2 protein-coding genes are annotated in these 18,656 nt (G+C 43.9%); both read right to left on the bottom strand.

Annotated elements, in window-relative coordinates; translation table 11 throughout:
- Positions 1-81: 81 nt before the first annotated feature.
- Entirely contained in the window at positions 82-3,123 is a 3,042-nt protein-coding gene (locus A4G13_RS01575; protein ID WP_090654693.1) for a glycoside hydrolase family 2 TIM barrel-domain containing protein, read from the bottom strand.
- A gap of 223 nt (positions 3,124-3,346) precedes the next feature.
- Entirely contained in the window at positions 3,347-18,544 is a 15,198-nt protein-coding gene (locus A4G13_RS01570; protein WP_165898015.1) for a YadA-like family protein, read from the bottom strand.
- Positions 18,545-18,656 lie beyond the last annotated feature (112 nt).

Raw genomic sequence — 18,656 nt, 5'->3', positions numbered from 1 at the left:
TAAGGGCACCTAACAGGTGCCCTTATTTATTACAAAATTCGTCAAATTTGTACCGCACTTTGCTGAGTGCGATTACAATTTTTATAAAATCTGCAATCTGAAGCCGCAATGCCATTTGTTTTCTTTCAAACGGTATATTGCTTTCAAAACCGGTCCGCAGGAATTCGAGCCTATTCCGCTCATTTTGTAATCAATGCAAAGCACCGTTGAGTTTGAGTCTTCCAAATCATAATTATGTTTCGCCTTTTGCAGGCTCTCTTGCTTATAAGGCGAAAGATTAAAACTAAACGGCTTGTCGGAAGTTACACAAATTTCCTCGTTTTCCGACCGCAGTTTGACGAAAGAACAACCCCAATGGCTGCCGTTTTCCTGCGGTTTGAGATAATCCCGATGATTTTGTTGCGCCGTGGTACGATACAATCCCAATTTTGCTCCATGATGTTTATCCGCATAACTTTCCGTTTCGCCATAACCAAAATATTCACCCTGTTGGAAAGCCTTATCCAACACAAAACGCAAGCCAAAACGAGGCAAAAACGGCAACTGTGGCGCTTTTTCCGCATCGATTTCAATTTTCAGTTCGCCGTTGGCATAAATATGGTATACCACATCAAGGGTCAAAATCCGCGCTTTCGACAACGCAACCAGCCCGCATTTCGCTTTAACCACCGCCTTGTAGGAAAAATCCTCCGCCTGAATCTCGTAAGCCCGTGTTATTGCGCGATCATAACCCGCCGCCTGCCATTGCCGTTTGATCAGATTATCATTGTCCGCTAACGCCCGCCAAATATTGAAATCCAGCGGCTCACGCAATAATCCGCCCTGTTCCGTCATAATCTGTTGCACGATACCCTTGCGTTTATCCATCACAAATTGCGCTTTTTCCGTTTGAACCTTGATCACCGCAGAATCTTGCCAGATTTTGACCGCACTTTTTACCCGGCCGATTCTTGCCACCGGCACGATCCGTTGCCCGAACAGCGCAATTTGATCAAATCCGAGCTGGTGATTTTTTGCCACAAGCGGCGTTTCCTTTTTTTGATAATAAGTTAAATCCAGCAACCATAAATTACCGTTATCTTCAGGCAAATCCAACGGCAAAAGTGCGGTCTGTTTTGGCGAAATTTTCACGTCATCAATATAACCTTCGCCGACAACAATGCCGTTTTCGCTGAATTGATAATGCACGGCGATAAAATCTTCCGTATCGGTAAAGTCCAGATAGTTGGTTAATTCCACTCCTTGCGCCGTTAAATTTGCCCGCAACGGACGATTAACGTTCTTCATTTCCAGCAAACTGCTTTGCACCTGCCGATCCGCAGTGACCAAACCGTCGGCACAGAAATTGCCGTCATTGGGCACATCGCCGAAATCACCGCCGTACCCCATTTTTCCATCGGCTAAATAAGGCGAATGATTGCACCATTCCCACACAAAACCGCCGCAAGCCTGCGGATATTGATTAAAGATTTGCCAATAATCTTCCGCATCGCCGCAGGAATTACCCATAGCATGGCTATATTCGCACAGCAAATAAGGTTTGCGATTATTCGGATCGGCAAAATGCGCCTGCATGGATTCCGTGCTTGCGTACATTTCGCTGTATAAATCAATGTGAGTTAAATCGTTTGTATGCTCGGAATGCTGATAAATAGAATTTTCATAATGTACCAAACGGCTCGGATCAAACCCCTTAATCCATTTTGCCGCCGCTTCGAAATTCTCACCGAAACCGCTTTCGTTACCCAATGACCAAATCACTACGCTGGCGCGGTTTTTATCACGCTGAACATTGGCGTAAGTACGATCTAGAATCGCTTGTTTAAAATTAGGATCGCGCGCGAAATAGCAATATTCGTCCACAGTTTTTTGCTGAATTTCATCCGTTTTCGGATCAGTTTTTACATTCAGCAAAATACTCGTTTCCGGCATTTCTACATAAACCGCATTGCTGCCGTGGCTTTCTATATCGCTTTCCGCAATCAAATAAAAACCTAATTCATCGCATAATTCCGCAAACCAAGGCGCGTTAGGATAATGTGCGGTACGGATTGCATTAAAATTATGGGTTTTGATTAAACGTAAATCCGTCAACGCCTGTTCCCGGCTAATGACATAACCGGTTTTGGGGTCGCTGTCATGGCGATTCACGCCTTTAAACTTAATCGGCTGATGATTGAAATGCAACACGCCTTCTTTTACCTCGATTTTCCGGAAACCGATTTTCTGGCAAATAACTTCCGAGCCGTACCGAAACAGTAAGGTATAAAGTTTCGGTTGCTCGGCATTCCAAAGCTGCAGTTCGTTTACGACATACTCAAAACCGCGCTCCGTCACCGCACTTAGCAGAATATTGCCCTGCGGATCACTCAACTGCCATGCCATTTCCCGCAACGCTGCGGGTTCCCCAGCCTGCATGAAAAAAGGTTCCACTTTTAATACCGCACTTTTCAGATCTTCCGCCAATTCGGTACGAATAAAGAAATCCTGCAAATAATGGCTTTCACGTTCTAATAAATACACATCGCGGAAAATACCCGACATACGGAATTTATCCTGATCTTCCAAATAAGAACCATCGCACCATTTCAATACAAGCACATGAATTTCGTTTTCACCTTGGCGTAAAAAATCCGTGACATCAAATTCCGAGGTGCAGTGGCTGATTTGACTGTAACCGACAAACTGTTGATTAATATAGACAAATAAGCAACTATCCACACCTTCAAAATTCAATAAATAGCGTTTAGCCTTATTCAAATTAATACAAAATTTGCGCTGATAAAGCCCGCAAGGATTATCCTGCGGCACATAAGGCGGATCAAAAGGAATCGGGTAATTCACATTGGTATATTGATGATGATCATAGCCGTGATTTTGCCAATTTGCCGGCACCGGAATTTTATCGGGCAAATGCCGGGTTAAAAACGCCTCCGTTAAATCATGATAACTTGCAAAATACTGAAAATTCCATTCACCGTTCAGCAAGGTAAAAAAAGCGGAAGATTCTCGCGGATTTTTGACCGCACTTTCCACCGAATCATGAGGAATAAAATAAGCGTGATGAGGCGTGGCGTTAACATGAAGAATTTGCGGATTTTGGAAATAATTAGGTAAAAACATGAGTGTAACTCCTACAACTTAAAATATCTCTACTATAAAAACTCTATGCTAAACAAGCAATTAGCAAATATCAAAAGTGCGGTCAAAATCACAAAAGTTTTGGTTATCTATAAATAAATTATTCCAAATATAAAAAAATCCTTGCCGGGCTGTACACCGACAAGGATTCTCATTTATAAAATTCGGCAAGAACCGACCGCACTTTTATACGGTCAATTCTTTATTACCATTGGTAACCCACGCTTGCAGCAGCTCCCGTATCACCACGAGTATTGCCGTTTACGGAGAATTTCACACCGAGTTTACCGTTATCGGACAAGCGTGAATAACCTACCGCAATCGCACTTTCACCACGGTATGTACCCACACCGGCAGCAACCATGGATTTACCCGGAAGCGTTGCATGGTATAAACCGCCGGCCGCCATTGCACCCGCAATACCCGCACGTAAGTTACGATCCACTTTATTAACATGGTTCGCTACTTGGTTAATCGCTTGTGCATTACGTACGACCTGTTGGTTTGTTGCGTGTAATTGGCTACCGTTCACCGCATCGGTACTGTCTTGACTTACTTCGCCCGGTGCGACATTAGTGATACGGTTACCACCATTATTCAGACCGTTCTTAGTTAAGCTTACAGGACTACCCGCCGCGCCGTTATTAATAGTAATACCCTCAGAATTCATGGTTGTATCACCGGTAGTAACGGAATTTAATCCGCTAATATCTTTCGCTAATTTAACGGTTAAATTACCCTTACCGTCAGATACTACGCCGATATTATTATCTGACAATTTAGTACTATCGGATACGCCGCCTTTAATGCTGACGGTTGAACCCAATCTCATTTCGGAATTAGAACCTGAGTCCGCAGCAAATGTAAGAGGTTTGCTGATCGCCGTATTTAAACCGTTAATCGCATCACCAACATTATTTGCCGTCGTTGTCGCATTAGTTGACGGATTTGTTACTACCGTATAAGTAGGTGCCGTAACATTACCGTTTTCATCAACTTTTGAACCGCCGCCTAAATGGTCAGCCACATTTTGGTTTGCGGTATAAAGTTGCGAGCCGTTAATTGCATCGGAACTAGTTGCCGAAATATCGCCATTCGCAATACCAGATACTTTATTCGTATCTTTATTAATGGTTACATTTCCGACGGTTACTTTATCAAAATCAACCTCTTTCGCCGTTTCGACGGTATAAACGGTTTGACCGTTAGCTCCCGTCGAGTTGGTCACGACAATATTCTTACCTGCTTCCACTTCGGTTTTCACACCCGCGGTTGCATTTTGAATAACATTATACAACTGACCGCCGTTAACGGCATCCGTACTGTTAGCGGAAATATCACCATCCGCTACACCGGTAATCTTATTACCGCCGGCGTTAATACCGTCTTGTTTTACAGTTACATTGCCTGTAACTAAACCGTCGTTATTGATTGTAGTATTACCTGTAGTCAATGTTGTAGTCTTAACATTATCACCGGTAATCGTAGTATTTCCGGTCGAAATAGAACCGTTAGTACCATCTACTTTCACTGTGTTCGCACCGTTACCGATATTCAGTGTACTGTTCAATCCAAAAGTCACATTACTGCTATTCGCATCTTTAGTAATTACAACATTATTATCGCTATTATTCAAACTGACTGTTGCATTCGGTGCCACTGTAGAAGTGCTTGTGCCATTTACTGCGAGTTTCCAACCCGCATTTGCCGTTTGATTAACTTGACTCAATTGTGCCGTTAAATTACTTACGTTTTGGTTAGTCTCATATAACTGACTACCGTTTACCGCCTCAGTTGATGCCGCATTTAATGTGCCCTTTGCTACACCACTAATTTTACCGGTGGAGGCAATCGTAACACTACCTATTGTCGCAGAGCCGTTACTGATAGTTGTCTCATTACCAACTTTGATACCGTCATTATTTACCATTGTGTTACCGATGGTGACCGAGCCAGCATTGGTTAATGTAATGTTATCCGCTAAATTGTAAGTGACATTCGTGCCGTTTACTACCGCAATGGTATTGCTACCGTTGTTGAAACTTACTGTGCTGTTCCCTACTGTTTTCGCATTTGTCGCATCGTTATTCTCCGTGATCTTCCACGCTGAACCACTTGATGCATTATTAACCGCATTAGTTAACTGCTGTACGTTCACTGCATCGGTCGCATTAGTACCATTCGTCACATTAGTAATGGCATGGTTACCCGCATTGATACCCGCTTGAGTCAATGCCACATTACCGACTTTAACACTGTTATTTGCCGTTAAATTATCCACCGCAATACTGCTCGCTAAGGCTAGTTTCACACCGTCCGCAACAGTGCTTACTTCGATATTACTGTCGGAAGTCACATTAATCGTGCTGCCTAAAGCAAAATTATTGGCTGTCGTGCCGTTACCGAAGTTAATACCTTTGTTGATCGTCGCCGTGTTGTTGGCAATCGCATTCGTATTGTTGGTGATATTTGCCGTATTACCCGCTACCGTGGCATTGGTGGCATTTAAGCCGTCCTTAGTGCTTTGAATATCCGCCGCATTTTTCGTGATATTTTGCGTATTGTTGGCTATCGCATTGGTATTATTGCTAATATTTGCCGTATTATTGGCTATCGCCGCTGTGTTGTTAGTAATGTTTTGCGTGTTGTTGGTCACGTTCGCATTGGTAGCGTTTAACTGACTTAAATTCACCGCGTCACTGTCTTGGGTACCGTTGGCCACATTGGTAATTGTTGTATTACCCGCATTGATACCGCTATTGCTGATACTGACGCCACCGGCATTGAAGGTGCTGGCATTCACTGTATTAAAGGTGACATTATCCGCCGTAGAGACACTGATATTGCCGTTTGCATCCGCCTTGACAATTGTGTTGGTACCGTTGACAAAATTGACCGTATTGTTGGTTTGGTTAACCACTTTCGCATCTGTGCCGTTTACTTGCGCCGTCCAGCTTTGTAATGCGCTGTCCGCTTTATTCAGTGAACTTTTCGCTGCCTCGCTTAAATCCACCGCGTAGTTGCTGGTATGGTTTCCCGCATCCGTTTGAGTAACGGTAATTTTATCCGAACCATTGCTTACCGTTGAGCTATTCGCATTCACGGTGTAAACCGTGCCGTTCGCGTCACTGGTTGATGTCACCGCTACGTTATCACCCGCTTCTACCGACGATTTACTGGCGTTTAATTGACTTAAGTTCACCGCATCCGTCGCATTGCTACCGATTGCCACGTTAGTAATGGTGTTACCGCCATTATTTAAGCCGTCTTTCGTTAAGCTTACGGTTTGATTGTCGGCTGAACCATTATTGATGATCATACCGCTACCATTCACGACCGTATCACCCATAGTTACCGAACCCGCGTCCGTTAAGTTCAACGTGTTACTTAACGCAAACGCAATCGCGTTATTCGTTACGGTTGTCACAATATTGCCGTCGCCGTTAAAGTCAACTTTTTCGCCTAATTTAACGTTGTTGTCCGTACCGTTATCCGCACCAATATTGAAACCTTGATTGACCAAGTTCGTTACATTTGTGATGTTTTTCGTGTTATTGGCAATGTTATTAGTGTTGTTAGTCACGTTCGCATTGGTAGCGTTTAACTGACTTAAATTCACCGCGTCACTGTCTTTCGTACCATTCGATACGTTAGTGATTGTATGATTACCCGCATTAATACCGCTATTGCTGATACTGACATTACCGGCATTAAAGGTGCTGGCATTCACTGTATTAAAGGTGACATTATCTGCCGTAGAGACACTGATATTGCCGTTTGCGTCCGCTTTTACAATGGTGTTAGTACCGTTGACAAAATTGACCGTATTATTGGTTTGGTTAACCACTTTCGCGTCTGCACCGTTTACTTGCGCCGTCCAGCTTTGCAGCGCCGTTGTGGCATTGTTCACCGCGCCTTTCAATTTATCGGATGCCGCGACTTCTACTTTGCCTGCCGACACGGTGGTATTGATTAAATCCCCGTCACCGTTAATAGCCAGGGTTTCACCCAGTTTGCGCTCTGTTGCCGTACCGCTGTCCGCCGCAAAGGTAATACCTTTAGTATTCACCGTAGTATTGGCATCAACGCCCTGTTGAATATCGGCTTTAGTTTTATTGCTTAAATCCACAGATACATTGGTACCGTTAAGTTCAGTCACAATACCGCTGGTATTGGCACTGTCCCCATTCGCCGAACCTGTAATCGTTACCGTACTGTTATCCGCTACCGCATTATTGTTGGTACCGTCAGAAAGATTCCAGTTATAGGAATTATCACCCACATAACTTTCCAATTGACTTAGGTTGACCGCATCGGTGGCATTTACCCCTTTGGCTACATTGGTAATGGTATGGTTACCCGCATCAATACCTGTGCTATTGATGGTCACATCGCCTGCTTTGAAGGTATCGTTTACCGTTATATTATTCACCGCGATACTGCTCGCTAAGGCTAATTTCACGCCGTCCGCAACAGTGCTTACCACAATATTGCTATCCGAGGTGACATTAATGGTATCCCCCAGGTTAAATTTATTTGCATCAGTACCGTTACCGAAGTTGATACCTTTGTTGATCATCGCCGTGTTGCTGGCAATCGCATTCGTATTGTTGGTGATATTTGCCGTATTATTGGCAATGTTATTAGTGTTGTTAGTCACGTTCGCATTGGTAGCGTTTAACTGACTTAAATTCACCGCATCACTGTCTTGGGTACCGTTGGCCACATTGGTAATTGTTGTATTACCCGCATTGATACCGCTATTGCTGATACTGACGCCACCGGCATTGAAGGTACTAGCGTTTACCGTGTTGAACGTTACGTTATCCGTCGTCGCCACTTTAATGGTGCCGTTATTGTTAGTAATGTTGATATTGTTACCGTCAACAAAGTTTACTGTGTTGTTGGTTTGATCAACTACTTTCGCATCTGTGCCGTTTACTTGTGCCGTCCAGCTTTGAAGCGCCGTTGTGGCATTGTTCACCGCGTCTTTCAATTTATCGGATGCCGCGACTTCTACTTTGCCTGCCGACACGGTGGTATTGATTAAATCCCCGTCACCGTTAATAGCCAGGGTTTCACCCAGTTTGCGCTCTGTTGCCGTACCGCTGTCCGCCGCAAAGGTAATACCTTTAGTATTCACCGTAGTATTGGCATCAACGCCCTGTTGAATATCGGCTTTGGTTTTATTGCTTAAATCCACAGATACATTGGTACCGTTAAGTTCAGTCACAATACCGCTGGTATTGGCACTGTCAGCATTTGCCGAACCTGTAATCGCTACGGTACTGTTATCCGCTACCGCACTACTGTTGTTTCCGTCTGACAAATTCCAGTTATAGGAATTATCACCCACATAACTTTCCAATTGACTTAGGTTGACCGCATCGGTGGCATTTACGCCTTTGCCTACATTGGTAATGGTGTGGTTACCCGCATCAATACCCGTGCTATTAATGGTCACAGGACCCGCAGTCAATGTAGTGGTATTAACATTGGTAAAGGTTACGTTATTTGCGGTTGCAACCGTAATATTTGTACCGTCACGGTCAATTTCGATGTTTTGACCATTGATAAATTGTACGGTATCGCCCGGAGCCACTTTAGTTGCCGTGTCACCGTTTGCTTGTACGTTCCAACCCATATTAGCTACATTAGAAACATTCTGGATTGCATCGTGAATAGTATTTGCACCCGTACCGCCAATGTCAGTAAATGTGATGTTACCGTTTTGATCAACAGTTGCATTACCACCGAAGTTATTCACTACGGAATTCGCTACATTACCAATTACATTTTGAGTAGCATAAAGTTGGCTACCGTTGATGGCATCTGTTGAAGTTGCAGAAACATTACCCGCTGCCACATTTTTGATTTGACGCTCTTCACCTACCGAACCAACACTTACATAATCACCTGTAGCAACATTATCCGCACCGGCAAATCCGGAATATGTCAGATTATTAACTGTCGCCGTAGTTTCTGTAGTAGCACTTGCGGCAGCAGAACCATTACCCAATACAACCGAACCTTCCGTATCCACATTAATATTATTGCCTAATGCTGTTGTATTCGCACCGGTCACGCTAGAGTTATATCCGACAACTGTTGCGCCACCCGCCGTAGCCGTCGTATTCGAACCTACCGCTGTTGCAGCCGATCCTGTTGCATTTGCTCCCGCACCAAGGGCTGTCGTCCACTGTGAAGTTGCTTGCGCGCTAGAGCCTAAGGCTGTTGCATAATCATCAATGGCCTTGGCTGAAATACCCATTGCCATTGACCAGGTATGGTTAGCCACTGAATTCGTACCTACAGCAATACTGTAAGATCCGGTTGATTGAGCGTTATTACCGATAGCGATAACACTGTCATTTCGGCTTGATGTCGCATTTGCATTGTTACCAATAGCAATCGCCGCCGCACTGTTTGCCTTCGTACCTTGACCGATTGCCGTCGCATTATCACCGGAAGCCACTGCATTAGCACCTGCTGCCATTGCATTTATTCCGGTTGCTCCATCATTATTTCTGTTACCTGCAACAGTCGAGTTTACGGAATAATAACGGGTAGTATTGGCTTCTAACTGTGCTACATTAACTGCATCGCTAGCATTACTACCATTCGCTACATTAGTAATGGTATGGTTACCCGCATCAATGCCGTTATTATTGATGGTGACATCACCGGCTTTGAAGGTGTCGTTCACCGTTACATTACCCACCGCAATACTGTCTGCTAAAGCAAGTTGTACGCCTGACGACGTTGTATTCACTACGATATTGCTGTCGGAAGTCACATTAATCGTGCTGCCTAAAGCAAAATTATTGGCTGTAGAACCGTTACCAAAGTTGATACCTTTGTTGATTGCATTGGTATTATTGGTAATGTTCGCCGTATTGTTGGCAATATTATTCGCGTTACTGGTGATGTTTTGCGTATTATTGGCAATATTATTGGTGTTGTTAGTCACGTTCGCATTAGTGGCGTTTAACTGACTTAAATTCACCGCGTCACTGTCTTGGGTACCGTTGGCCACATTGGTAATTGTTGTATTACCCGCATTGATACCGCTATTGCTGATACTGACGCCACCGGCATTGAAGGTGCTGGCATTCACTGTATTAAAGGTGACATTATCTGCCGTAGAGACACTGATATTGCCGTTTGCGTCCGCTTTTACAATGGTGTTAGTACCGTTGACAAAATTGACCGTATTGTTGGTTTGGTTAACCACTTTCGCCGCTGCGCCGTTTACTTGTGCCGTCCAGCTTTGAAGTGCCGTTGTGGCATTGTTCACCGCGTCTTTCAATTTATCGGATGCCGCGACTTCTACTTTGCCTGCCGACACGGTGGTATTGATTAAATCCCCGTCACCGTTAATAGCCAGGGTTTCACCCAGTTTGCGCTCTGTTGCCGTACCGCTGTCCGCCGCAAAGGTAATACCTTTAGTATTCACCGTAGTATTGGCATCAACGCCCTGTTGAATATCGGCTTTGGTTTTATTGCTTAAATCCACAGATACATTGGTACCGTTAAGTTCAGTCACAATACCAGAGGTATTTGCACCGTCCCCATTCGCCGAACCTGTAATCGCTACGGTGCTGCTATCCGCTACCGCATTATTGTTGGTACCGTCAGAAAGATTCCAGTTATAAGAATTATCACCCACATAGCTTTCTAACTGAGCCAGGTTTACCGCATCGGTGGCATTCGTACCCGCAGCTACGTTGGTAATGGTATGATTACCCGCATCAATACCCGTGCTATTGATAGTCACATCGCCCGCTTTAAAGGTGTCGTTTACCGTTATATTATTCACCGCAATACTGCTCGCTAAGGCTAGTTTCACGCCGTCCGCAACAGTACTTACCACAATATTGCTATCTGAGGTGACATTAATGGTATCCCCCAGGTTAAATTTATTTGCATCAGTACCGTTACCGAAGTTGATACCTTTGTTGATCGCATTGGTATTATTGGTAATGTTCGCCGTATTGTTGGCAATATTATTCGCGTTATTGGTAATGTTTTGCGTGTTATTGGCAATGTTATTGGTGTTGTTAGTCACGTTCGCATTGGTGGCGTTTAACTGACTTAAATTCACCGCGTCACTTGCATTTGTACCATTTGCAACATTAGTAATGGTTGTATTACCCGCATTAATACCGTTATTGCTGATACTGACATTACCGGCATTGAAGGTGCTGGCATTCACTGTATTAAAGGTGACATTATCTGCCGTAGAGACACTGATATTGCCGTTTGCATCCGCTTTTACAATGGTGTTGGTACCGTTGACAAAATTGACCGTATTGTTGGTTTGGTTAACTACTTTCGCGTCTGCGCCGTTTACTTGCGCCGTCCAGCTTTGTAAGGCGCTGTCCGCTTTATCTAACGACACTTTCGCTTTATCGCTTAAATCCACTGACACATTGGTACCGTCTAACATTGTTACGATACCGCTTGTATTCGCGCTATCTCCGTTCGCTGAACCTTCAATCGCTACCGTGCTGTTATCCGCTACCGCACTGCTGTTCGTACCATCCGATAAGTTCCAGTTGTAAGAGTTATCTCCAATAAATTGCTCTAATTGACCTAAGTTCACCGCGTCGGTTTTATTAGTACCCGCTGCCACATTGGTAATGGTGTGGTTACCCGCATCAATACCCGTGCTATTGATGGTCACATCGCCCGCTTTGAAATTCGTGGTATTCACATTCGTGAAGGTCACGTTTTCCGCTGTTGCAATCGTAATGCCGTCCGCAGATGGCGTTAACCGGATGTTGCTACCCGAGATAAAGTTCGCATTGCTATTATCTTTATCTAAGGTTTGCGCCTTCGCTCCATCCGCACTGGTGGTTAAGCTTTGTAATGCACTGTCCGCTTTGTCTAACGATGCTTTCGCCGCATCGCTTAAGTCCAGCGCGTAGTTGGTTGTATGGTTACCTGTACTGCTTGAGGTAACGGTTACTTTATCCGAACCATTGCTTACCGTCGAGGTATTCGCGTTCACTGTGTAAACCGTGCCGTTCGCGTCACTGGTTGATGTCACCGCTACGTTATCACCCGCTTCTACCGACGATTTGCTAGCGTTTAATTGGCTTACATTCACCGCATCCGTCGCATTAGTACCATTCGTCACATTAGTAATGGCGTGGTTACCCGCATCAATGCCGTTATTATTGATGGTTACATCACCGGCTTTGAAGGTGTTGTTTACCGTTACATTGTCTACCGCAATATTGTCCGCCAAACCAAGTTGTACACCGGCATTTGTGGTATTCACCACGATATTACTGTCGGAAGTCACATTAATGGTGCTGCCTAAAGCAAAATTATTGGCTGTCGTACCGTTACCAAAGTTAATACCTTTATTGATCGCATTAGTATTGCTGGTAATATTTTGTGTATTATTCGCAATATTATTGGTGTTATTCGTCACGTTCGCATTGGTAGCGTTTAACTGACTTAAATTCACCGCGTCACTGTCTTTCGTACCATTCGATACGTTAGTGATTGTATGATTACCCGCATTAATACCGCTATTGCTGATACTGACGTTACCGGCATTGAAGGTACTAGCGTTTACCGTGTTGAACGTTACATTATCCGCCGTCGCCACTTTAATGGTGCCGTTATCGTTAGTAATGTTGATATTGCTACCGTCAACAAAGTTTACTGTGTTGTTGGTTTGGTTAACCACTTTCGCATCTGTGCCGTTTACTTGCGCCGTCCAGCTTTGTAAGGCGCTGTCCGCTTTGTCTAATGACTCTTTCGCTTTATCGCTTAAATCCACTGACACATTGGTACCGTTAAGTTCAGTCACAATACCAGAGGTATTTGCACCGTCCCCATTCGCCGAACCTGTAATCGCTACGGTGCTGTTATCCGCTACCGCACTGCTGTTAGTACCGTCAGAAAGATTCCAGTTATAGGAATTATCACCCACATAACTTTCCAATTGACTTAGGTTGACCGCATCGGTGGCATTTACCCCTTTGGCTACATTGGTAATGGTGTGGTTACCCGCATCAATACCTGTGCTATTGATGGTCACATCGCCCGCTTTGAAGTTCGTAGTATTCACATTCGTGAAGGTCACGTTTTCCGCTGTTGCAATCGTAATGCCGTCCGCAGATGGCGTTAACCGGATGTTGCTACCCGAGATAAAGTTCGCATTGCTATTATCTTTATCTAAGGTTTGCGCCTTCGTTCCATCCGCACTAGTAGTTAAGCTTTGTAACGCACTGTCCGCTTTGTCTAACGATGCTTTCGCCGCTTCACTTAAGTCCAGCGCGTAGTTGGTTGTATGGTTACCTGTACTGCTTGAGGTAACGGTTACTTTATCCGAACCATTGCTTACCGTCGAGGTATTCGCGTTCACTGTGTAAACCGTGCCGTTCGCGTCACTGGTTGATGTCACCGCTACGTTATCACCCGCTTCTACCGACGATTTGCCGGCGTTTAACTGACTTAAGTTCACCGCATCCGTCGCATTGCTACCGTTCGCTACGCCGGTAATGGTGTTACCGCCATTATTTAAGCCGTCTTTCGTTAAGCTTACGGTTTGATTGTCGGTTGAACCATTATTGATGAGCATACCTGTACTGTTCACTACCGTATCACCCATAGTCACCGAACCCGCGTCCGTTAAGTTCAACGTGTTACTTAACGCAAACGCAATCGCGTTATTCGTTACAGTTGTCACAATATTGCCGTCGCCGTTAAAGTCAACTTTTTCGCCTAATTTAACGTTGTCGTCCGCACCGTTATCCGCACCAATATTGAAACCTTGATTGACCAAGTTCGTTACATTTGTGATGTTTTTCGTGTTATTCGTCACATTCGCATTAGTGGCATTTAACTGACTTAAATTCACCGCATCACTTGCATTTGTACCATTTGCAACATTAGTAATGGTTGTATTACCCGCATTAATACCGTTATTGCTGATACTGACATTACCGGCATTGAAGGTGCTGGCATTCACTGTATTAAAGGTGACATTATCTGCCGTAGAGACACTGATATTGCCGTTCGCGTCCGCCTTGACAATTGTGTTGGTACCGTTGACAAAATTGACCGTATTGTTGGTTTGGTTAACTACTTTCGCGTCTACGCCGTTTACTTGCGCCGTCCAGCTTTGTAAGGCGCTATCCGCCTTATTCAGTGAACTTTTCGCTGCCTCGCTTAAATCCACCGCGTAGTTGGTTGTATGGTTACCCGTACTGCTTGAGGTAACGGTCACTTTATCCGAACCATTGCTTACCGTCGAGGTATTCGCGTTCACTGTGTACACCGTGCCGTTCGCGTCACTGGTTGATGTCACCGCTACGTTATCACCCGCTTCTACCGACGATTTACTGGCGTTTAATTGACTTAAGTTCACCGCATCCGTCGCATTAGTACCATTCGTCACATTAGTAATGGCATGGTTACCCGCATTGATACCCGCTTGAGTCAATGCCACATTACCGACTTTAACACTGTTATTTGCCGTTAAATTATCCACCGCAATACTGCTCGCTAAGGCTAGTTTCACGCCGTCCGCAACAGTGCTTACTTCGATATTACTGTCGGAAGTCACATTGATGGTGCTGCCTAAAGCAAAATTATTGGCTGTCGTGCCGTTACCGAAGTTAATACCTTTGTTGATCGCCGCCGTGTTGTTGGCAATCGCATTCGTATTATTGGTGATATTTGCCGTATTACCCGCTACCGTGGCATTGGTGGCATTTAAGCCGTCCTTAGTGCTTTGAATATCCGCCGCATTTTTCATGATATTTTGCGTATTGTTGGCTATCGCATTGGTATTATTGCTAATATTTGCCGTATTATTGGCTATCGCCGCTGTGTTGTTAGTAATGTTTTGCGTGTTGTTAGTCACGTTCGCATTGGTGGCGTTTAACTGACTTACATTCACTGCATCACTTGCATTTGTACCATTTGCAACATTAGTAATGGTTGTATTACCCGCATTGATACCGTTTGTACCGATACTGATATTACCTGCATTAAAGCTACTTGCGTTCACCGTATTAAAGGTCACATTATCCGTCGTAGAGACACTGATATTGCCGTTTGCATCCGCTTTGACAATTGTATTGGTACCGTTTACAAAGTTAACCGTATTATTGGTTTGGTTAACCACTTTCGCATTAGCACCGTTTACTTGCGCTGTCCAGCTTTGAAGCGCGCTGTCCGCTTTATCGAGTGACGATTTAGCTGCATTACTTAAATCAACAACATAATTGGTTTTAGTTCCCGTTGTAGTACCTGTTACAGACACTTTATCCGAACCTTTCTCCACTGTTGTCGTTTTTTCAGAATCATTGATCGCTTTGGCAACCTGTTCTGCTGTTGCAAAATTATCACCGTTTGCTGCTGCTGTAACAGTACCGTCCGTAGCAACACTTAAGCCAGACTTATTAACAGAATATTTGACAGTTGAAGTTTTACCGGTTGAATCTACGCTTACATTTGCGGTGGTACCTGTACCATTAGCAAAACTTACGTTATCACCAGCATTAACAATGTCTTTTTGCGTACCGTTTTCTTGAATATTCCAAGAAGTATTTACAGAACCAATTGCCGCTTTTAATTGCGCAACGTTTACCGCATCGGAATCAGCAGAACCTGCCGCTACATTAATGATTTGGCGCTTAACTGTGTCTGAACCCACACTTACCGCACCATAATTATTAGTTGCTTTTGTTGCTGTAATCGCCGCACTTTGGGAAGTATTAGCATTTGCCGGAATATAAGGATCATATGCAGCCTGATCCCAACCTTCTCTGCCGGCAACACTATCAGCCCCTAATGCTACCGCTCTTTGAGCAGTAGATGTTGCATTAGCGCCTAATGCAAGACCATTGTAGTTAGATACTATTGCGTTATAACCTACGGCCGTACCATCATTTTGTGTTACGTTACTTCCGGTACCGATAGTTGTCGCATTAACCACACCTTCCGCAACATTACTTGACGAACCGATAGCGATGGAGCGTTGCCCTTTCACATTGACATGATCACCGATTGCAACCGCATTACCAACCGTTACATTAGTATCTGAACCTACCGCTACCGTGCCTTGCCCTGTATTTGTCACATTTGTATTATTACCGATAGCAACAGACCCTTGCTGAGTACCCGTCACACTAGCATTGTTACCTAAAGCAATCGAACTAACACCGGTTACATTTGTTTTTTGACCAAGTGCAATAGAGCCATTATTTGCAGAAGAACTAATAGTGGAACCGTTACCAATAGCGATACCGCCAACTGCGGCCTCTACCTTACTTTGGTTACCAATAGCAATAGCACTGCTTTGCACACTATTACTTACCGTAGCATTTGTACCGAAAGCAATACTGCTTTCACCACCTTGAATTTTTGCCGATGTACCGATTAAAGTATTATTTGTCTTAGTAGAGGTTGGTACGGAAATGTTTGTACCAAAGGCTAAGGTATTTTGTGCCGTATCAGAAATATAAATTGAATTACCTACAGCAAAACTATTATTTGCATAAATTACGTTATTATTACCGAGCGCATAAGAATTTGATCCCGTGATATTATTAGGGTCACCAATCGCTCCCGAATTTTCACCTGAAACGATATTGCCGGTACCAATAGAAATAGTGTTTGTATTTAAAGCTTGCGCCCCTGTACCTAAAGCAATGGCGTTTAAACCGCTAGCATTAGATGAAGAACCAATTGCAGTTGAATTGCTAAGATTGGCTGAAGCGTTATAGCCGGCAGCTAAAGAATAAGTGGAATATGCGGTGGAATTATGACCCAAAGCGAGTGAACTCGTACCATTAGCAGTGGAATTAGCACCTACAACAGTTGAATAGTTACCTAATGCTTCGGCACTATAACCAATAGCTGAAGATCTGATGCTTTTTGCACGAGATAGCGCACCGATTGCAGTCGCTTCAATTGCAGTGGTACTAGTTGTATCATTAGTGAAAGTGATTCCATTATCACCGGCAGTTGAATATACACCGATTGCGGTGGAGCCGTTACTCAATGCTTGACCATGTACACCAACAACTACGGAACCTATTCCAGAAGAAAGAGAACTACGGTAGTTTGAATTATCGCCAGTTGCCGTATTAGCTAAATATCCAATACGTTCTCCACCTAATGCTGTCGGGGTATAAGGATCCGAATTAGGATTGCGACTATAACCGGTATCATCACCACCAATAACAATGGAACCAAAGCCATTAGCTTTAGAGTCATTACCAATAGCTGTTGCTTGCTCTACAGCAGAAGCTGAAGCACCCAATACAACAGATTGATTACCCAGGGCAGTAGTTTTAGGACCGATAGCAACAGCACCTTGTGAATGACCACCCCCAGTATTTGAAGCGGCAGCATTCCAACCAATACTAATAGAAGTAAGGTTGGTTGAAGTTGCATTATAACCTAAAGCTAAACTGTAACCGCCATTTGCCGTTGCATTTGAACCGATTGCAACAGAATCTTGATAACTTGTGGATGAACACCAACCGATAGCAATTGCCCCCGTACCAGCGTTTGTTTTTGAATTAGAACCAATTGCAATTGAATCATTTGAGGTAGTAGAAGTGTTGACCCCGAAAGCAATAGTTCTGTCACCCTGAGCTTTGGTGTTAGTTGTACCAACATAATCGGTTCTATAACTTTCGCCGCCAGCGCTACCAACTTTTTTCTCCATTGCAGCACTACCAATCGCAATAGACTGATTACCTAAAGCCAAAGCGGAGGATCCCATTGCAATACTATTAGTAGCATTGGCATTTGCCGCAGTACCCATTGCAATAGCAAAATCCGCCGTTGCCGCCGCTTGGCGCATGGTTGCAAATGAATTAAACCCTGAGGCTAATGCCGATGTGCCTAATGCGATTGCACCTGCCTGGTTTGTTTGAGAAAAAGCACCTAAAGCGAGAGATAAACCGCCTGTTGCTCTTGAATTATCGCCTAATGCGATGGAACCGCTTTGTGAAGTTGCATTTATACCAATAGCGATGCTTTGTGCAGCACTTAAAGTTCCGGAATAAATATTAGAACTATTCGAGTTATTTCCCTGATCCAGATAATTCTCGTTATTCGGTGTATGATAGTTATATGGTACACTTGCGCCCGTAGCACTTGCACCATTAAGAGATACTGAAACTGCACCATTCCAGTTAGTAACCGTTGAAGCGCCAACAGCTATTGCAGCCTGAGCTGCAGGCATCACACTTATTAACAAAGCCGAAAGTGCGGTTAATTGAAATGATTTTTTGAAAACGGAAGAAAGCTTATACCCCTTTGAAACCACAGATGCGGCTTTTCCTTGACTGCTTGCTAATTCAGATACCACAACAAGAGAATTAGTGGTTTTACTCCAAACAACCTTATAAATATGATTCATATAGTTACCTTAAAAAATAAAAAATAGATGTGTACTCGAAAGTGTTGCATAACCAATAAATACAACAAAAAATATTCGCGCATATTATCTAATAATTAACCAATCAGAGCAA

The organism is Basfia succiniciproducens, assembly GCF_011455875.1.
GTDB lineage: Bacteria > Pseudomonadota > Gammaproteobacteria > Enterobacterales > Pasteurellaceae > Basfia > Basfia succiniciproducens.
The sequence above is the reverse complement of the archived record's forward strand: the minus strand, read 5'-3'. Positions and strand labels throughout refer to the sequence as shown.